Genomic DNA, 15,871 nt, shown 5'->3' with positions numbered 1-15,871 from the left:
TGGACGACAGGGTGTTTGAATGCATGCGTGGCTGGATTCTCTTCATGCTATGCTGCAGCCACTGTCCGTATTATGTGCTGCGGTGCAGTGCTTATTACGGTTTTCGATTAAAGTGGAGGCCTGCGGACATGCCGGGCAGGCAATGCAGTTATATCCGTTTGCCTGCTCGGGCTTTTCCCGGTGCAGGATCGGTAATCGGTGATAGTATTGCTCCCGGCTGTATTTTGAATTGTCATTTGCAATTACTATAAATTGCAATGAAACAAAAAGTGCTGCAAAATAAATGCCGTGTATCGTCCCGTATCGTATTCACCCAAGCAGGGAATATATGCTAACTATCCTGTCGCTGTGCCCGCTCCAGAATTGGGAAGGGGATCGTCTCATGGCCGTGGAACGTAGGTTTTTTGCTAAAAGAATTGTAAAAAACAATCAAATTTCAAGAAAAATCACCTCAGTCGCGTTACAATTGGATAGAATTTAACTGTTCAGTTATATTTTTCAACTCATACAAGGAAATATCATGGATCTGTCCAGCTTATCCCTGTCCGAACTGCGCACGCTGCAGGACGACATCAAGAAGCAGATGAAAAAACGCGAACAGGACGACCTGTCCAAGGCGCGCGAGCAAATCCTGGCGATTGCACAAAGCGTCGGCGTTTCGGTAAAAGACCTCGTTGGTACGGGTATCCGCGCTAAAACCGGCGCTGTTGCCGTACGTTATCGCAATCCCGATGATCCGACGCAGCAATGGACTGGCCGTGGCCGTCAACCGAAATGGGTCAAGGAATGGACCGATTCGGGCAAGTCGCGTGATCTGCTGAAGGTGTAATCTACCCCTTCATTCGGATGCTTGTCCTGCGTGGTAGTGCAGGTGGAATACAAGGCAGCATGCAAGCATCCGGAACTTTCCATTTATTCGCCGTCGCCGGCCTGATTTCTTCCCGCTTATCTTCATGGTATTTTTAATAATACCAATTTCTTCTCCCGCCTTTTTGTATCATCCCTCCGTTACGCCCCCATTACATTGTTTTTATTTTCCGCCTGCCAGCCGTAATTGGCAAAAGAAAACCCGGCATATAGCCGGGCCTGTTGGTATTGTCGCGAGATGCCTTGCCGTATCAGCGGCGGTGCGTCTTCATTGCCGCCTGTACTTCGCGCGCGCCATCGCGGTCGCGTTCGGCGGCCCGCTTGTCGTGCTGCTTCTTGCCTTTTGCCAGGCCGATCTCGCATTTCACGCGGCCGCCCTTGAAATGCAGGTTGAGCGGCACCAGGGTATAGCCGGAACGTTCCACCTTGCCGATCAGTTTGTCGATTTCCGCGCGGTGCAGCAGCAGCTTGCGCGTGCGCACGGCTTCCGGGTGGATATGCGTGGAGGCGGTCGGCAAGGCGCTGATGTGCGCGCCGAACAGGAATAGCTCGTCGCCGCGGACGACGACGTAGGCTTCCTTGATTTGCACGCGGGCGTCACGGATGGCTTTGACTTCCCAGCCTTCCAGGGCGATACCCGCTTCGTAGCGATCCTCGATAAAGTAGTCGTGGAATGCTTTTCTGTTGTCTGCTATGGTCATGAGATGGTAAATGTGCGCGGGTCGGTTAAACTACTGTCTCGCGCAAGCGCGATAAAATCAAATGTATCCAACATCATAGCAAATGGTTCTTCAATGGCAGTAGTACATAAATCAGTTTTTCTCGGCTACAGCGCCGAACAAATGTTCGCGCTGGTGGCGGCGGTGGAGGATTATCCCAAATTCCTGCCCTGGTGCGGTGCGGTCGAGATACGCGAGCGGGGCGAGAACACGGTCGTCGCCAGCGTGGGCATACAGTACCACGGCGTGCGCCAAAGCTTCACCACGTCCAACAAGAACACGCCTTTCAGCGCCATCAAGATGAAGCTGGTGGACGGTCCTTTCAAGACCCTCGATGGCGTGTGGACTTTCAAGGCCCTGCGCGAGGATGCCTGCAAGATCGAACTGGACCTGCATTACGAGTTTTCCAGCCGCGTGCTGGAACAGATCATCGGCCCCGTCTTCGGCATGATCGCCAACAGCATGGTCGATTCCTTCTGCAAGCGCGCGGAGACCGTGTATGGCTGACGCCAGCATCCAGGTGCAGGTCTGCCACGCCTTGCCCGATAGCAGCTTCCTGCGTGCCCTGACGGTGCCTGCGGGCACGACTATCCAGCAGGCGCTCGAGCAGAGCGGTCTGCTGCAGGAAGTGCCCGGCATCGACCTGGCCGTGAATCTGGTCGGCATCTATGGCAAGCGCAAACCGCTCGACACGGTCTTGCGCGCGCAGGACCGCATCGAGGTGTACCGCCCCCTGCAGGCGGACCCGAAAGAGGCGCGCCGCCGCCGCGCGGGCAACAGGCCCGCCAAGGCCTAGGCGGAGCAGGGCGGCAACGCCCCGCCAGCCGCTCCTGGCCTGACATTTTTTTGCTATTTCCAAATATCTTTTCTATGCTGCAAGGACGGAGGGCGCTTTTTTCTGTATAAGTTGCTTTTGTCCGTCGCAAGCGAGCATCCATGCGGGTTACAGCCATTCCGCAATAAGCATGGGCGAAACGTGGGCGAAAATCTAGGCAACCCCTGCCTTTAGCCCATCAGTCATTTTGCAATACTGATCAGGTAACACGCCACCTTCCTGCTCAACCCAGCGGCCATACGTTCGGGTTATCATAGTCGTATCGGTATGCCCCATTTGCTTTGCCACGTACATCGCGTTGGCGCCCGTCGATAGCAGCGTCGACGCGAAGGTGTGCCTTGTTTGATACGGATTTCGGTAGCGGACCTGGGCCTTCTTGATCATAGCCGCCCAGAAGAGGCTCAGGCGCTGCGTGTTGTCCCAGCCCTGGCCAGTGGCCGGATCAAAGAACACCAGCCCGCCAGCGAGGAAGCTATGTTGTTTCTGCGCAACCAGCGCCTCGACGGCACCACGCCGCAGGTCGACCAAGCGGCGGCCAGCGCGCGTCTTCAGCTCCTCTCGGGATTCCCCCATCACGCGCGAACGCTCAACCTTTGCTTTGAAGCCGGCCCAATCGATCGATTCCCAGCGAAGCGCGATGTATTCGCTGGGGCGCATGCCTGTATAGAAGGCAAACTGAAAGACGTTCCTGGCCTGACCCTGAGCCGCCCCAAGGATGGCCGCAATCTCTTGCGCGGAAAACGGATCCACCTCGTATTCCGCCTTGTACGCGTCGCGGTCTAATGTTTTTTGCAATTTCACCCGGTCCAGCGGATTGCTGTCGATCATGTCGTCGTTTATCGCAAGCTCCAGCGCACCGCGCAGGGGGATGAGAATTTGACGGACCGAGGTGGCCTTCAGCGAAAGATCGACAATCCACGTGCGCAGCGCGGCCGGCGTAAGCTCGGTGAGCAGGGTGTCGCCCCATTGCTCCAACAGAATTTTGTTGAGCACGCGCTTGTAGCTTTTCAACGTGCTGGGTGCGAGGATGCGCTCATAGATCTCGAACTGCTGTTTAAGCAGGTCGCCAACGGTTACATCCTTGCCCCGAGGCTGCAATCCGAACTTCTTCAACTGCGTCGACTCGGGGAAGTACTTGGCATAGCTGAAATTGCCCAGCGCGATCGCATTCAGGATCTCGCCGCGCAGGCGCTCGGCGTATTTGATGTTTGCCTTGCTGTGCGCGAGCTTCAGCGTTTCCCGGCACTCGGTGCCCCGGTACATGAATTTTATGCGGATCGATTCGCTTTGGACGCCCGACCGGAGTTCGACGCCTGGAGGGCTGGACTTGCTTGTTCCCATTTTGCTACCCATTCTTCTACTGCCGGCAGGTTGATCCACAGCCGGCCATCCACAATTTTGCATTGATTGCCGTCGAGCCATTTGCCAGCCTTGCGGCGGGCCTGCACGGAATCGACGGAATCACCTGATATTTCGACGTAACGCTCCAGCTTCACCCAGGTAAGGGGCTGGTGCGCACGCTCGATTGCGGCAACCATCCTGGCCACCACGTCGTGCTCGCTCATGTTCATGACGTGCTCCCGGCCTGCAAGTCGCCGGCATGCCCGCTACCACCGCACGCCGGGCAATCCAGCTCGCCGCTGCCCGGCTCGGCGCCGTTATTCAAGAAGACCAGGCCGCCCGGCGCCGCCGCGATTGTCTGGCCAGCGGCGCGCGCGGCGACGATGGCTTGCTGCATTTCGGGTGAGAGCGGGGCGCGGCGACGAACGAGCTGGGCCTCCAGCTGCGCAATCCGTGCATCACGCTCCCGCACCTGGTTCGCGAATGAGGGCGCCTCGCAATCGCGCGCGCATGGCGCCGGGTGCCCGCCTTCGGCTTGAAGTACCTGGCGTTTGCTTGCCTCCACCTCCTTCACGCGAGCTTCGGCTTTCTCGGCACGCTGTTGCCACGCGTGAACGCAAGTGCATTGGCCGCGCCACTCGCCGTCCAGCCCGTGCACGTCGCCCGTGCCGCCGCAGGCGCTGCACAGGCCGCGCATTTCGGCGCACGTATCCTTGGCGGCAGGCCGCGGAGCAGGGGCGGCTGCGATGCCGGCTTGCTCGCGGCCAGCAGCAACCAGCACGTGGAACACGTCGCTGTTGCGCAGCAGCGCGCCCGGCTCATTCAAGCCCCGTAGGACAGGTAGCGCCGACATTTGATCCATCAGCCGCCCGATGATCGGCTGAGGTACGGCCGCCGGCAGCGGTGAGTGCTTTGGCTTTGCCGCCTGCTTCGCACGGATAGCCTCGACCTTGGTCCAGATCCTGGCCAGCTCAATCTCGCCGGCCGCATGCATGTCCAGGCCCTGGGCCAAGCACAGGGCGGCCAGCGTGACCATGACGCCACCGACTTCCTGCGCGCGCTCGCCGATTGGGCGGCCGTACACATAGTCGACCAGCTGCTGCGCCTCGCTGGCCGTGCAGCCGCACGCCTGCACCAGTTCCAGCGATTCTTCCAAGAAGCGGTGATTGCGCTCAGCGCCGTCGGCCGCGATTTCAGCGCCGAAACACGCCATCATCCAGGGCTGCACGCGGCTCTGGAAGGAATCGGCGGGCGCTGCGTCGGCAGTCACGCCCAGCAAGGCCAGGCCATCGCCGGTATAGCCGCGCTCTACGCAAGCCTGGCGCACGCTGGCCAGCAGTGGCGAGCCTTGGCTGCAGGGGGAGGGGTAGTGCTTGTTTTCTGCCGCGCGCGCCGCAGCGGCGGCAATGCTGCGGACAAGGTCTAAGAGGTCGATCATTGCGGTTGCTCCAGTATGGTTATTTCGGATGGCTCGACAGGCTCTGCCAATCCCTCGATGTACACGGTCATTTCGGCATCGCCCTTGTGCCAGCAGAATCCGGCGATAAAGCAATTCAGGCCTTGGTAGCTCACTTGCCTGGCCAGCTGCTTCGCGCGGTGAATGCGCAAGTCGTGCTGGTCGGCCAGCTCGCGTGGCGTTTCGGCCGGCGCCGGCTTGCGGGCGCTCATGCTGCCGTCGCCGGGCGGCGGGCCCATACCCAGTACGGGCCATCTTCGGAGTCGTGAATAGACAGCGTGAACCAGCCATCACCGGCCGGTTCCTCCGGATGCCAGTCGGAGACGTCCGTTCCAGCCTGGTCGAAGTAAACAATATGGGCCGGATGCGTATCATGTTCGGCTTCAAGGGTGGCGTAGGCAGTGTCCAGGCCCTGGGCAGTAAGCCATGCGAGATACTCCGCCTCATGATCTTCATCGAACTCTGGCATATCTGGATGCCTATACCATCCCTCGGCATCGCGCACGACTGGCGCCCATTCAATAAGCTTGCTCATACTTTCCTTTCAGGTTGTCGCGGCCAGGACGCCCGCCAGGGTGGCTGCCACGTAAATCAGGATCAGGGCCGCCGCCACGCGTGCGGCGCCCGGGCTGCGCTCGCTGTTCGGCACTTCGTCGTTGTCGGTCACATTGCCTCCGTGGCTTCAGTTTCGTCGGCAGGCGGCGGATACAGCGCCCGGAAGGCAGGCAAGTCGTCGCCGTGCACCCGGAAGCCTTCTTCGCCGAACACAAACCGCCCTGGCCAGCAACCACCTGGAAAACTGAAGTCGGCATAAGCCCGCATGCCGCCTCCATATCCTGGCTCCAGTTGCCAGCCGTAGACGTACACCTCGGTCAGTTGGCAGCCTGGCAGCTTGGCCTCGACCAGTTCCTGCAGCGCCGCACGCGCCGCGGCATTCGCGCGCTGCCGGGCGAAGTAGCGTGCCATACAGGCTTCGCAGCAATACGGATCGCCGGCAGCGCTGAACGTCAATTCTTCCGTGTCCCGATTTGCCCAGTTGCCGCAGCCGTGGCGGCGGCATTCGAACTGCCACCCGGCCTCGATCAGCGCCCGGGCCGGCACAGGGCCAGGCGCATACTGGTCGTATTCCGGTTTGCGCACGCACGAATCGACCCCATCCCACTCACAGCCTATTTCGTTGCCGCCTTCGCGGCGCGCCGCCGCGCTGCTGGTGGCGTAGCGAATCACGGTCGTATCGTCGCCATCGCTGACCTGGTACGCCTTTAGGAGCTTCATGGCATCACCCGCTTGAAGGTGATTGCCCAGCACCACGGATTGGCTTCCCAGTCGCCGCCGGTCGATTCCCACAGCTCGCGCCAGGTCGTGCGCAGCGTAGCCCGGCCGGATGCGTTGCCATCCTTGGCAATCGCGTCGTAGCGCTCCTGCGATTCCGCCAGCGCTTCCATATCGATGCCTTCGGCAACAATGTCGGCATCGCTGATGTCCTGCAGGCGCTCGACGCGCACCGACACGATCTCCAGCAGGATGCGGCTGGCAGCGCGAGGCATGAAGATAGAGGGGCGCTTGTACCAGCCGGGTAGTGCGCTGCCGCGCCTGGCCGCCAGCGGCACGTCCGGGGATTCGACGTCGTACTGGTATGCGCGGTGGCATTCGGCGGTCATGTCGATGAAGTGCCATTCGTCGCGGCGCTTCTTCTCGCTATAGCGCGTCACCCAGCGGCCGTAGGCGAAAAACGTTTCGCGCACGCGCAGACCGTCACCATGCCCGCCGTGTGGACACGCGTCGCCGGCCATGCCGTGGGCGCCAGGTGCACGCGTATCTGCAACGCTCACCATCGACTGGAACGCGTTGCAAGGCCACTGGTAATCATCTGGGCGGTGCGGGCTGGGTTCCGGCTGCGGCTTCATGACCCGCCGCGTCTGCGTCTTGCTGCCGTCGAGCAGCGCGCGCACCATCGGGGCGCTGAACAAAATAGGGCGCTCTTTCATACTGCCTCCGGAAATTCATCATGAGTACGGCCGTACAATTCGCGGCCGGATGCCTTCTTGCCCACCAGGTACATCGGCTCAGCCTCGAAATGGATATCGTCTGGGCCGAAGCGTCCGAAATTCCAGGTCGTGCCGGCCCAAAGAGCGCAGAGATACTTGCTCAGGGTCGGGTTTGAATCCTTGATCGCCAGCTCGGTGGTGTAATGGCCACCTGGCAACCACTCGCCCCATTGCTTGAACAGGAACGGCACATCGGCGGCCGCGCACTGGTCGCGCAGTTCGCGCGCCCAGAATGGGTGCATTGGCCGTGCGCCGGGGCCGGACTCGCCGCCGACGATCACCCAGTCGATACGGGGCAGGTCAGGCATGGGATTGCCGTCTTCATCTTCGCAGCCGGTTGTGCCCGGGAGCGGGTAAATTTCGCGGTGGCCATCGATATCGATGCGTGTCAGGTTCACGGGCCCCAGTAACGGTTCGATGCTCAGGAACCGGTGCGCCGCCGGCACTGCCAGCAGCTTCGGGACATCACGGTCGGCCTCGGCCTGGTTCACGACAGTGGCGCCGAGCCAAACGTTTGGGAAGGCGTTGTCGCGCCAGTTCCAGCGGCCGTGGTTGATCGCCAGCACGGCCTGATCCAGCATTGCCGCAGCGTTGCCGATTCGTTTCGTCAGCAGCAGCCAATCCAGATTCGGCGTCTGCTCAATGAGGCGCATCAGGTCGAAGCGCCACTGCGGATCGACAGAGTTGTCGAACACATCGGCCAAACTGGCGCAAAACACGCGCTGACGGCGGCCGTGCGCGGCGAAAAACTCGGCGTGCGCCTTTTCCCACGCCAACGGCTTGCGCCAGTTCGCCGCACTGGTGCGCCGGCGCGGCGCGCCCGGACCCCAGTTCACGGCGGCGCCGCCGGCGAAGCGCGCGTTGCGCGTTTCGGCGTAGCAGTGGTCGCGGCCAGGTCCGACTTTCTGGCAGCCTTCCCACGGATTGAAGGTGTGGTCAGCCCACTCTATCTTTGTATTTTCGCTCATGATATTATTTCTATAAGGAAACTATGAAGTCACTATGAAAATCGAACCGGATAACATCGCCAAACTTATCGGCGGCATTTCTTTGTTGGTTGGGCTAGGATTCGCTGTCCCCGCCATCCTGGCCTATTGGACCAAGCACGAAGTCTGTCAGCGAGTGCTTCTAAAATATGCCAACGATGGCGACTCCTTGTCATGCGAAGCTGCTAAGGCGAGAGAGAGTAAGGAGCAACAGGCTGAGAAGAAGGCGAAGCAGGAAGCACCTGTCGTGAGCCATTCGAAGCCTGCGCAGTAACTACACCAGCAATCTCCATCGCCTCCAGCAGCCGCGCTACCCGGTTGTAGCCGATACGCAGATGGCGCTGCACCAGCGATATCGACGCGCGCTGATGAGTGCGCACGACCTCGACGGCATGGTCGTACAGCGGATCGGTCGTGCTGCCGTCACCGGGAGGCACGGCGTCGGCGGCGCTGGGCTCCATGTCGTGCATCGTGAGGCCTCGCTGTGCGAGTTGGCCGGCGATATGATCATTCAGCGACAGCACTTGGCGCTGTTCGCGCACTGGTTCGTGGCCTTTGGCCGGCGCCGCGTCAACGGCCGGGCCCGGCGGCCGCGCATCTACCTCGGCCTCGCCACCCAGCGCCTCCACCAGGTCGACCAGCAGCTTGGCCAGCTCGCCCGACATCAGGGCGAAATCACTGTCGAAACGCTCGTCGTCGTTGCGCGTGGCGCTTTCCTTGATAATTTCCAGCGGCTTGACTGACTTGATGGCCAGAGACTCGTCCAGCACGAAGCTGATCTTGTCGCTCCAGGTCATGGCCAGGCGGGTGCACTGCTTGCCGGCGGCGATGTGGCGGCGGATATCGTCGGCCTCCAGGGTGTGGCGCTTGTACGCCACCTGGGCCTTGCTCTCGCCGGTGGCGCGCATGATCGCGTCCTGGTCGACCGTGAAGCCGGCCGGCGCCTCGTCGCGCTGCAGCCAGCCCGTCATCATCGCCACGGGCGAGCGCATGACGCGCAGGCTTTCCAGCGGCAGCTTGTCGACGGATTTGAGCAGCAGCTTGACCACCTCGTCCGCCTTTGCCGGGCTGGCCGCGTCCACCACCAGCCAGCCATTCACCGGGTCGATCCACACAGCCGTGGTGCTGACCAGCGGGAACGCGCGCGGCAGCAGCTCGTCGGTGACGCGCTCCTTCAATTCCTTCATGGCCTTCTTGCCGGGCGCGAAGCCCTGGGCTTCTTCCATTTCCAGCGCGCGAGCGGCCGCCACCTGGTTGACCACGGTCGACGGCAGCAGCTTCTTCTCGGTTTTCAGCTGCAGCAGGAACTGGCCGCCGACGGCATGCACGAGCGGCTGGCCGGCGCCGCGCGGCGCGGCCCAGCCCTGGCGCACCAGGTCCATGCTGGTGGCGGGCGTGAACAGCTGCTGTGCCAGCGCCTGCTCGAGCACGGCGGCCGACATGGCCCAAGGGGCGGGCAGGCGGTAAATTTGGAGGTTCTTGAAAAACATGGCGCTTCCTTATTCTGAGAACACGACGCCGCGCGCGGCACCGAAGGCATACAAAAATTCAATGAACTGCGCGGCTTCCTTCACGTAGAAGTCGCTGGTCTGGACGCCCAGCTGCACGATCCGGCGCCCGTCGAAGCTGGGCGTCACGCGCCCGTCATGGTGCAGCGGCGTGCCGGCCAGGCGCATTTCGTCGGCAAACTCGTCCACCAGCAGCCGCTTCATGTCATCCGCATCCCACTTTCGCCCGATGTGCTCTACCTGCTTGGCGATCTCGCCGATCATCGCGTGGTACTTTTCTTCCTGGGCGCGCTTCTTCTTCGGCTCGGAAAACACCACCATCCAGCCGGGCGGTGCGGTCTTGGCAAATTCCACCGCCCGGCGCCGCGCCTCGTCGTGCACGAGGAAGTAGGTTTGCTTCGTCATGGTGGCGATCCTGCGGCGGTACTGGCCGCCGGCAGCGCCGTTACGCGTTCCAGGTCATAGCAGCCGCGAATGCCATCCAGCCAGATGACTGCGGTGTGGCCGCTGAGCACCTGCGCCTCGCTGACAGTGATCGTCTCGCGGACTTCGCCGCTATCCAGCTCGACACTGACCGCGACGCCGACCTGATGCGCGGCGTTGAACTTGTCGCAAGCCGCCTGGAGCTTTGCAGTCGCTTGTGCCTGGCGTTCGGCGCGGGTGGTCATACGGCACCGCCCAGGTCAGCCACGTCGATCACGATGCCGCGGCAGTACGGCTCGCCGTCTTCCACGATTTCGAAGGTGGCGTGCGGCACGTCGGTGCGGTAAGTCCAGCTGTAGCCGTCTTCCTTGCTCCACAGGGCGTCCACGGCGCGCACCTGTGGCGCCCGGGCGAAATAGTCCTTGAGGGCATCGTCGTCGTGCTCGATATCTTCGCGGAACGGCAGCAAGCCCTTGGCGTCGAGCAGGGCGATGGTCGGTGCGTCGCGCTCGTCGTGCACGAAGCCACGGAATTCGATCAGGTCATCGCTGCCGCCGAAAATAACGATCAGGCCGGCCGCCTTGGCCTGCTGCTCTTCTTCCTTGACCATTTCCTTACCGTATTCGCGGCCCGTCAGCATGCCGGCCAGCAGTTCCTTGCTCAGCTTGACCGGCGCCAGCTCGACGGCCGGCGTGCCCATGTTCGTGTACGGGTGCTTGTCGGCATGCGGCTTGATGTGCGCGTAGAAGTGCTTGCCGATGGATTCGGCGCCAGCGAAGGCGGCATATTCGGTGGCCGTGACGTTGGCGTAGTGGTACACGTCCGCCGGCGCGCCCTTGCGGAAGAACTGCACGGCCAGGGTCTCGGTTGCCGGGCAATGACCGATGGCGGCGATCTGCGAGGATTGAATGGTTTGCAGGGTGATGCGTGGTGCTGCGACTGCTGAATTCATTGGTTTCTCCAGGTGGTGGGCGGGGTGTTACGCGGCTTCGGTGATCAGGCCGGCGCGCGCGGCGGCGAAGTCGAACTTGGCCAGGCGGTCGATCGCTTCGGCTGGCGTCAGGCCGAACTGCTCGAACATCACATCGAGGATGTCGCTGTCGGATGGGTAGAGGTCATCGGCAGCGGCGTCGAGCAGGTCAGGTGCTGGCGCTGGGCGGCTCGGCGCCGGTGCGGCGGCTGCCGGCGCGCGGCGGAGACCGATAGGGGAGGCCGGCGCGGGCGCGGCAACCTGCGCGGCGGGCGCGGCGGCGCGCTCCGCAGCGATCTGCGAGGCTTGCTCCGCCAGTTGCCGCTGCGTGTCGGCTGCCGCGCGCTCGCGCTCGGCCTGCGCTACCTCAGCTGCCACGCGGTCCGATTCCACCTGGGCCAGCCGGATCCTCTCGGCGGCTGCCTTTTCTGCCTTGACGCGCTCCTCTTCGCGGATCCGTGCCCGCTCGGCTTCGGCCTTCGCCTCCTCGGCGCGCTTGTGATCAGCGATGCGGCTGGTGATGACGAGCTGGAAGTCTTCCATGGGCTTGCCGATGATGTTGGCCATGTCCATGAACAGGAAACCGTAGGTCGCGGCGTGCTTGCGGCACCATGCCTGCTTTGCGCGGTAGTCGGCAGCTTGCGTGTTGGCGGCAATCTTGGCATTGGCCAGCGTGGTGCTGACTGCGTCGCGCAGGCTGCCCAGGGTGCGCTTGTTCTTCATGGCGCCGGCGAAATCCGGCTGGGGCTGCTGCAGGCGCAGCGGCGTGATTTCGGTTTCGAGCGCGGCCACGTGCGCGGTGAAGGCGTGCCGGCCTTCGTTCAGGATGGTTTCCTTGATCTGTTCTTTGCGGGTCTTGACCAGCTTTTCCAGTTCCAGGCGCTTGGCGCGGAACTGCGCCTTGATGTGGTCGACCGTGCGCATCACTTCGTCAATGGTCGCGGTTTGCGCCAGGGCGGCGGCCTTGGCCAGTTCCAGCTTGTCTTCCGCCTCGCCGCAATATTTCACTGTGTTTTCGGCATTGGCGAAGTCTTCGTCGGTTTCCAGCTTGGTGTTGATTTTGGCAATGAACTTCTCGGCGGCGGCCTTGTATGCCACGAGGTTGCTGCTGACGACCTTGCCTTCGGTCTGGACGACCAGGGCGGGCAGGGCGGCGATAGGCTCGGCGGCTGGCTTCTCGACAATGTCCACCTGCGTGTAGTTGGCGACGTCGATATCGAACTGCTCCCAGCCAGCCACGATGCGCGAGAACCATGCGGTGTCCGGATATACCCACATCCACACCATGTTGTCCGCAGTGCCGTCGGACGTCATGAACAGCCACTTCTCGGCGCCGGTCACCAGCAGTTGCTGCTGGACCTGCGGCAGGTGCTCTTCCGGCAGCGCGCCGGCGCCAACCGACGCGGCCAGCTCGGCATTCCACTGCTTGTGCTCGAAGCCGATAGTTTCGGCCATGTTCAGGCCATCGCAGGATGCGCTTTCCTTGCCCAGCGACAGTGTGGCCGGGTAAAGGTCGTCGCCAATGATGCACTCTGCCAGCGGGCGCGCCAGCGCTTCGACTTCATGGCCGTAGTCCAGGATGTTTTCCTGTACCCAGTCGCTGAATTCCTTGGCCAGGCCTGTGGCCTTCATGCGCACCAGTTCGCTGCGAGTGACCTTCTTCGACAGTCCGAGCATTGCGGCCGCCTCGCTGGCGCCATGGTGATCGAAGCGGAAGGCGTGCCAGTCGTCGCTGCCCTGGAGCAGGTTGTGGATTTCGCGGGTGAGAGTATTTTCGCGTTGCATGATGTGTCCTTGGTGATTTTTTTGTGGTGTGGCGATTAGTCGTTTTCGTGCGCCCAGCTGTCGATCGTCATTTTTTGCGCCTCGGTGAAGGTCGCCCGGGTGCTGAGCATGGCAATCAGCTGCGCCGGCGTTTTCTTCTTGCTGTGGATGGTCTGGCGCCATTCCGGCGTTTTTTGCTTGAACAGCTCGTCAGTACATTCCGGCAGCTGGTCGATGGTGCGGTCATCCGTCGTCGCGGCAGCCGGCGTGATGTCGCGGGCCTCGCGGTTGCCTTCGTCCAACTCGTCCGGCGTGTACACGCCCAGGATCACGTCGGGGGAGTAAAGGCGGGTCCAGCGCTTCACGGCCAGGTACGCCAGTTGCTGTTTCGGGTCGGTCGCCCACAGCGGCGAATTGCGCACGCTGGCCTGTACCAGTAGCAGTTCGAGCACGCGCGGCTCAGCCTCGCCTCGTAACGTTGCCCAGATGCGTACGCCCAGGCCATCCTCGTCCTTGAGGTCGTAGTCCGGCACGCGGTACTGGTACTCCTTTTTGTAACCGTTCTCGCCAGGCTTGCCCTTGGCCGGTGCATTGCAGACGCGCGTCTTGCCGATGATTTTTTCCCACGGGCCATACCACTCATAGTTGAAGCGATCCCGTGTAACACCGCTCGACTGGATCACGGCATTGACCAGCTGTGCCTCGTAGCCCAGAGCGCCGTTGACCAAGTGCGTTTTCTGCGCCACCGCGAAGGGATTCATGCGCCACTGGATGGCCTGCATGATGACGGCGGCGCAGTCGGCCGGGCTACCGCGCAGGTGTTCCGGGATGGTGGCGCGGCCTTTGGCCATGATGTCGGCCAGGCGCATCATGCTGTCCATGCTTGCGCTGTCGAGGATCAGGGCGGCGCTGCTGGTGGCCACGACTGGCAGTTCGGCTTGCTCATTTTGCGAAACCTGCATCGCGGCGCTGCTTTCTTGCGTAACTGCGTTCATGACTTTTTCCTTGTTAGTTTTATGATTTCTGCCTTCAACAGCGCCAGGCGGACGGCGTAGACGATGGCGTGGCCGGCATGCCAGTTGCGCAGGGCCTGGCTGGCCACGTCCATCACGGCTTGACTTCCGACGTCCACCGTGCCTCCCGGTGGGCCCGGCCCAGCTGCTTCACGCGCGCGGCGGATGCGTCCAGGTCGATCAGCGCTTCGATCTGCGCGGTGATCAGTTCCTTGCGCATTTCTTCCAACCCGGCCAGTTCGCGGCGCACGCCGGTCAGGCGCATCTTGTTCATGTGGTGCTGGTGCTGTGCCTGGTAGTGGCGGTGGGCGGCCAGCAGGCGGTGGAAGAGGGCAATCATGGGCGCACCATCGCAGTCACGCCCAGGGCACCATCGTCATAGGCCGCGTCCTGCAGCGCACCCAGGTCGCCAATGGCGGGATAGCTGCGCACGCCGTCGGCGGTGCGGATGGTGATGATGTAGCTCACGATGCGCTCCCTTCACGGCCAGCCACCAGCACGCGGATACCGTTACGTGCGGTCGTGGCCTTGGCTCCGTAGCAGGCGCCGGCCGGGATATGGTCGGTCGCGTCCAGGCAGCCGCTGTTCAGCGCCGATTCGACGCCAGCGTCCTGGTGGGCAAAGGCGAGGGCGGCAGACACGGCCAGGCGTGACTGGCGGCCGGCGGTGACATTGCGGGCGGCGTTCACGCTGCGCTCCCTGCGAAAGCTGCGGAGATACCGGCGTCTTCGCCGACCACGTAGCGGCCAGTCGTCAGGCCGCAGAACGGGCAGTGGCTGGCGACGCACGGCATTTCCTTGCCCTTGGCACTGGTGAATCCCTTGCCGGTGCCACGGATGCGGAACGGGATATTGATCACGCTACGCATCCCCATGTCATCCGCCATGACGAAGCCGGTGGCTCGGCACTCAACCTGGATTTCGCTGCCAGCCTTGGCCACGATGAACGGGGCGCTGGCCAGCTTGGTTTCGATTGTTTTTACGCAGTCGCAATTCATGTTTCCGCTCCTCTGATTAATTGGCGCCCCGGCAGGGAATCGAACCCTGCTGATGCCGGCCGCACTGTCCGGCACCCAGTCCACTACGGGGCTTTCAATCCTGCGTACGCCAGGAAGCGCGGCCGGTGCGGGTCGTAACTCCGGCGCTTGATACATCGCGTGCCCGCTGACGCAATTCATGGTGCTGGCGGCCCTGTCGATCCGTCGGGCGTGTGATTCCTGCGGCTGGTGGGCCGCCAACAAAGCAAGGGGCTGGTCACAAATCCAGCTGCTTCAAGGCCGGCCTTCGCTTTTACTGCGCGAAGATCGAGGCGAAGTTCACGCCCATCCCTTGCTTTGTTGGCCGCCGGTTACGCCGGCGAGACGGGCCAGGGCGACTAGCCCGTGCTTAAAATCAGGCTGCCGACACCTGCGAAGGGCGGAAGCGCTGGCTTTGCGTCGAGCCGTCCAGCAGCACCTCGAGGAAGTCGCCGCGTACGCCCGGATGCGTCTTCACGAACTTGCCGGGGCGCGCCGCCGGGGCGGTTTTGGTGCCTTTGACGTTCACTTTCTGGTTTTCTTTGAAATTCGACATGCTGTATTTCCTTTAAGGTTGGTTGTGGCGCCGGGCTTCCCCGGGCGCCTGATCCTCACGAAGATCAATCGGGGCATGCTGATCCCACAGGGCATTTATCCGGCCCGCCGGCCTGTCCCGCCTTGCCTACGGCGGCGGGCGACCGCTAAACCTTTGCCAGCTCCGCGGTCCAGCCCAGCTCGCGGCCATAAAATGTGCCGCTGCACGACGCCATGCGCGCATCTACTCGCGCCAGCTCATGCGCTTGATTCGGGCTGCCCGCCTAAGCTGTCGCTTCAAAAATTCCGTCTGCAAACTTGATCGATACGTTGTACTTACGCAGCGTTGCGCGCGCCGGTAGGGCGGTGAACAGGCCGGGGAGGGCGTCTCG

General features: G+C 62.3%; 24 protein-coding genes and 1 pseudogene. 3 read left to right on the top strand and 22 right to left on the bottom strand.

The window, feature by feature from the left end:
- Positions 1-520: 520 nt before the first annotated feature.
- A complete protein-coding gene (locus EBS11_RS09880) occupies positions 521-829 on the top strand; it encodes an H-NS histone family protein (RefSeq protein WP_290602382.1) in 309 nt (102 codons plus the stop codon).
- Positions 830-1,118: 289 nt separating this feature from the next.
- On the opposite strand, the gene smpB is transcribed toward EBS11_RS09880, so the two are convergent.
- On the bottom strand, positions 1,119-1,568 hold the full coding sequence (gene smpB, locus EBS11_RS09875) for an SsrA-binding protein SmpB (protein ID WP_092804361.1): 450 nt from the start codon (positions 1,566-1,568) through the stop codon (positions 1,119-1,121).
- Positions 1,569-1,661: 93 nt separating this feature from the next.
- Here smpB and EBS11_RS09870 point away from each other — a divergent pair, with 93 nt between their 5' ends.
- Together EBS11_RS09870 and EBS11_RS09865 are read left to right on the top strand one after the other, a co-directional pair.
- Entirely contained in the window at positions 1,662-2,093 is a 432-nt protein-coding gene (locus tag EBS11_RS09870; protein WP_290602380.1) for a type II toxin-antitoxin system RatA family toxin, read from the top strand.
- The gene (locus tag EBS11_RS09865) at positions 2,086-2,382 is read left to right on the top strand and encodes an RnfH family protein (RefSeq protein WP_290602378.1); all 297 of its coding nucleotides are present in this window, start codon (positions 2,086-2,088) and stop codon (positions 2,380-2,382) included. Before EBS11_RS09870 ends, EBS11_RS09865 begins: the two co-directional genes overlap by 8 nt.
- Positions 2,383-2,574: 192 nt before the next feature.
- Here the strand turns inward: EBS11_RS09865 and EBS11_RS09860 are convergent, their stop codons facing one another.
- The 21 genes and pseudogenes from EBS11_RS09860 to EBS11_RS09760 form a co-directional block, all read right to left on the bottom strand.
- Entirely contained in the window at positions 2,575-3,684 is a 1,110-nt protein-coding gene (locus EBS11_RS09860) for a DUF3596 domain-containing protein (RefSeq protein WP_290602376.1), read from the bottom strand.
- Between the two features lie 5 nt (positions 3,685-3,689).
- Positions 3,690-3,992 carry a hypothetical protein gene (locus tag EBS11_RS09855; protein WP_290602374.1) on the bottom strand — a complete coding sequence of 101 codons (303 nt, stop codon included), beginning with the start codon at positions 3,990-3,992 and terminating at the stop codon, positions 3,690-3,692.
- Complete coding sequence (locus EBS11_RS09850; protein ID WP_290602373.1) at positions 3,989-5,200, bottom strand: hypothetical protein; 1,212 nt, start codon at positions 5,198-5,200, stop codon at positions 3,989-3,991. The genes EBS11_RS09855 and EBS11_RS09850 overlap by 4 nt, the downstream gene beginning before the upstream one ends.
- Entirely contained in the window at positions 5,197-5,430 is a 234-nt protein-coding gene (locus EBS11_RS09845; RefSeq protein WP_290602372.1) for a hypothetical protein, read from the bottom strand. The genes EBS11_RS09850 and EBS11_RS09845 overlap by 4 nt, the downstream gene beginning before the upstream one ends.
- Entirely contained in the window at positions 5,427-5,753 is a 327-nt protein-coding gene (locus EBS11_RS09840; RefSeq protein WP_290602371.1) for a hypothetical protein, read from the bottom strand. The genes EBS11_RS09845 and EBS11_RS09840 overlap by 4 nt, the downstream gene beginning before the upstream one ends.
- Before the next feature lie 9 nt (positions 5,754-5,762).
- A complete protein-coding gene (locus EBS11_RS09835; protein WP_257224801.1) occupies positions 5,763-5,885 on the bottom strand; it encodes a hypothetical protein in 123 nt (40 codons plus the stop codon).
- Entirely contained in the window at positions 5,882-6,493 is a 612-nt protein-coding gene (locus EBS11_RS09830) for a hypothetical protein (RefSeq protein WP_290602368.1), read from the bottom strand. Before EBS11_RS09830 ends, EBS11_RS09835 begins: the two co-directional genes overlap by 4 nt.
- Positions 6,490-7,206 carry a hypothetical protein gene (locus EBS11_RS09825; protein WP_290602367.1) on the bottom strand — a complete coding sequence of 239 codons (717 nt, stop codon included), beginning with the start codon at positions 7,204-7,206 and terminating at the stop codon, positions 6,490-6,492. The genes EBS11_RS09830 and EBS11_RS09825 overlap by 4 nt, the downstream gene beginning before the upstream one ends.
- Positions 7,203-8,234, bottom strand: coding sequence for a phage Gp37/Gp68 family protein (locus EBS11_RS09820; RefSeq protein WP_290602366.1), 1,032 nt, complete (start codon positions 8,232-8,234; stop codon positions 7,203-7,205). Before EBS11_RS09820 ends, EBS11_RS09825 begins: the two co-directional genes overlap by 4 nt.
- A gap of 203 nt (positions 8,235-8,437) precedes the next feature.
- The gene (locus EBS11_RS09815; RefSeq protein WP_290602444.1) at positions 8,438-8,713 is read right to left on the bottom strand and encodes a DNA translocase FtsK; all 276 of its coding nucleotides are present in this window, start codon (positions 8,711-8,713) and stop codon (positions 8,438-8,440) included.
- Between the two features lie 141 nt (positions 8,714-8,854).
- Positions 8,855-9,742, bottom strand: a pseudogene (locus EBS11_RS09810) (recombination-associated protein RdgC); the annotation flags it as partial.
- Positions 9,743-9,751: 9 nt separating this feature from the next.
- Entirely contained in the window at positions 9,752-10,165 is a 414-nt protein-coding gene (locus EBS11_RS09805) for a recombination protein NinB (protein WP_099376061.1), read from the bottom strand.
- Positions 10,162-10,428: a hypothetical protein gene (locus EBS11_RS09800; RefSeq protein ID WP_290602364.1), complete on the bottom strand. Its 267-nt coding sequence runs from the start codon at positions 10,426-10,428 to the stop codon at positions 10,162-10,164. The genes EBS11_RS09805 and EBS11_RS09800 overlap by 4 nt, the downstream gene beginning before the upstream one ends.
- Positions 10,425-11,135, bottom strand: coding sequence for a KTSC domain-containing protein (locus EBS11_RS09795; protein WP_290602363.1), 711 nt, complete (start codon positions 11,133-11,135; stop codon positions 10,425-10,427). Before EBS11_RS09795 ends, EBS11_RS09800 begins: the two co-directional genes overlap by 4 nt.
- A gap of 27 nt (positions 11,136-11,162) precedes the next feature.
- On the bottom strand, positions 11,163-12,938 hold the full coding sequence (locus tag EBS11_RS09790) for a YqaJ viral recombinase family protein (protein WP_290602362.1): 1,776 nt from the start codon (positions 12,936-12,938) through the stop codon (positions 11,163-11,165).
- A 35-nt stretch (positions 12,939-12,973) separates the two neighbouring features.
- Positions 12,974-13,912 (bottom strand): RecT family recombinase, encoded by a 939-nt coding sequence (locus tag EBS11_RS09785; protein WP_290602361.1) that lies wholly within the window; start codon positions 13,910-13,912, stop codon positions 12,974-12,976.
- Positions 13,913-14,024: 112 nt separating this feature from the next.
- Positions 14,025-14,270 carry a hypothetical protein gene (locus EBS11_RS09780; protein ID WP_290602360.1) on the bottom strand — a complete coding sequence of 82 codons (246 nt, stop codon included), beginning with the start codon at positions 14,268-14,270 and terminating at the stop codon, positions 14,025-14,027.
- Positions 14,267-14,398, bottom strand: a complete 132-nt coding sequence (locus EBS11_RS09775; RefSeq protein WP_277346671.1) for a hypothetical protein — start codon at positions 14,396-14,398, stop codon at positions 14,267-14,269. Before EBS11_RS09775 ends, EBS11_RS09780 begins: the two co-directional genes overlap by 4 nt.
- Positions 14,395-14,619: a hypothetical protein gene (locus EBS11_RS09770; protein WP_290602359.1), complete on the bottom strand. Its 225-nt coding sequence runs from the start codon at positions 14,617-14,619 to the stop codon at positions 14,395-14,397. Before EBS11_RS09770 ends, EBS11_RS09775 begins: the two co-directional genes overlap by 4 nt.
- Positions 14,616-14,927: a hypothetical protein gene (locus EBS11_RS09765; protein ID WP_290602358.1), complete on the bottom strand. Its 312-nt coding sequence runs from the start codon at positions 14,925-14,927 to the stop codon at positions 14,616-14,618. Before EBS11_RS09765 ends, EBS11_RS09770 begins: the two co-directional genes overlap by 4 nt.
- A 394-nt stretch (positions 14,928-15,321) precedes the next feature.
- Complete coding sequence (locus EBS11_RS09760; protein ID WP_290602356.1) at positions 15,322-15,501, bottom strand: hypothetical protein; 180 nt, start codon at positions 15,499-15,501, stop codon at positions 15,322-15,324.
- Between the last annotated feature and the right edge of the window lie 370 nt (positions 15,502-15,871).

This window comes from Janthinobacterium sp., from assembly GCF_009923995.1.
Lineage (GTDB): Bacteria > Pseudomonadota > Gammaproteobacteria > Burkholderiales > Burkholderiaceae_D > Janthinobacterium.
Note: the sequence above shows the minus strand (reverse complement) of the source record. Positions and strands in the feature narration are given on the sequence as shown.

What these genes read in the sequence shown, in the direction of transcription:
- EBS11_RS09785 (WP_290602361.1), bottom strand. Translation starts at nt 13,912, where the DNA reads ATGAACGCAGTTACGCAAGAAAGCAGCGCCGCGATGCAGGTTTCGCAA.
- smpB (WP_092804361.1), bottom strand. Translation starts at nt 1,568, where the DNA reads ATGACCATAGCAGACAACAGAAAAGCATTCCACGACTACTTTATCGAG.
- EBS11_RS09795 (WP_290602363.1), bottom strand. Translation starts at nt 11,135, where the DNA reads ATGAATTCAGCAGTCGCAGCACCACGCATCACCCTGCAAACCATTCAA.
- EBS11_RS09760 (WP_290602356.1), bottom strand. Translation starts at nt 15,501, where the DNA reads ATGTCGAATTTCAAAGAAAACCAGAAAGTGAACGTCAAAGGCACCAAA.
- EBS11_RS09805 (WP_099376061.1), bottom strand. Translation starts at nt 10,165, where the DNA reads ATGACGAAGCAAACCTACTTCCTCGTGCACGACGAGGCGCGGCGCCGG.
- EBS11_RS09840 (WP_290602371.1), bottom strand. Translation starts at nt 5,753, where the DNA reads ATGAGCAAGCTTATTGAATGGGCGCCAGTCGTGCGCGATGCCGAGGGA.
- EBS11_RS09765 (WP_290602358.1), bottom strand. Translation starts at nt 14,927, where the DNA reads ATGAATTGCGACTGCGTAAAAACAATCGAAACCAAGCTGGCCAGCGCC.
- EBS11_RS09825 (WP_290602367.1), bottom strand. Translation starts at nt 7,206, where the DNA reads ATGAAAGAGCGCCCTATTTTGTTCAGCGCCCCGATGGTGCGCGCGCTG.
- EBS11_RS09880 (WP_290602382.1), top strand. Translation starts at nt 521, where the DNA reads ATGGATCTGTCCAGCTTATCCCTGTCCGAACTGCGCACGCTGCAGGAC.
- EBS11_RS09820 (WP_290602366.1), bottom strand. Translation starts at nt 8,234, where the DNA reads ATGAGCGAAAATACAAAGATAGAGTGGGCTGACCACACCTTCAATCCG.
- EBS11_RS09780 (WP_290602360.1), bottom strand. Translation starts at nt 14,270, where the DNA reads ATGATTGCCCTCTTCCACCGCCTGCTGGCCGCCCACCGCCACTACCAG.
- EBS11_RS09855 (WP_290602374.1), bottom strand. Translation starts at nt 3,992, where the DNA reads ATGAACATGAGCGAGCACGACGTGGTGGCCAGGATGGTTGCCGCAATC.
- EBS11_RS09870 (WP_290602380.1), top strand. Translation starts at nt 1,662, where the DNA reads ATGGCAGTAGTACATAAATCAGTTTTTCTCGGCTACAGCGCCGAACAA.
- EBS11_RS09790 (WP_290602362.1), bottom strand. Translation starts at nt 12,938, where the DNA reads ATGCAACGCGAAAATACTCTCACCCGCGAAATCCACAACCTGCTCCAG.
- EBS11_RS09815 (WP_290602444.1), bottom strand. Translation starts at nt 8,713, where the DNA reads ATGGAGCCCAGCGCCGCCGACGCCGTGCCTCCCGGTGACGGCAGCACG.
- EBS11_RS09845 (WP_290602372.1), bottom strand. Translation starts at nt 5,430, where the DNA reads ATGAGCGCCCGCAAGCCGGCGCCGGCCGAAACGCCACGCGAGCTGGCC.
- EBS11_RS09860 (WP_290602376.1), bottom strand. Translation starts at nt 3,684, where the DNA reads ATGTACCGGGGCACCGAGTGCCGGGAAACGCTGAAGCTCGCGCACAGC.
- EBS11_RS09850 (WP_290602373.1), bottom strand. Translation starts at nt 5,200, where the DNA reads ATGATCGACCTCTTAGACCTTGTCCGCAGCATTGCCGCCGCTGCGGCG.
- EBS11_RS09865 (WP_290602378.1), top strand. Translation starts at nt 2,086, where the DNA reads ATGGCTGACGCCAGCATCCAGGTGCAGGTCTGCCACGCCTTGCCCGAT.
- EBS11_RS09830 (WP_290602368.1), bottom strand. Translation starts at nt 6,493, where the DNA reads ATGAAGCTCCTAAAGGCGTACCAGGTCAGCGATGGCGACGATACGACC.
- EBS11_RS09800 (WP_290602364.1), bottom strand. Translation starts at nt 10,428, where the DNA reads ATGACCACCCGCGCCGAACGCCAGGCACAAGCGACTGCAAAGCTCCAG.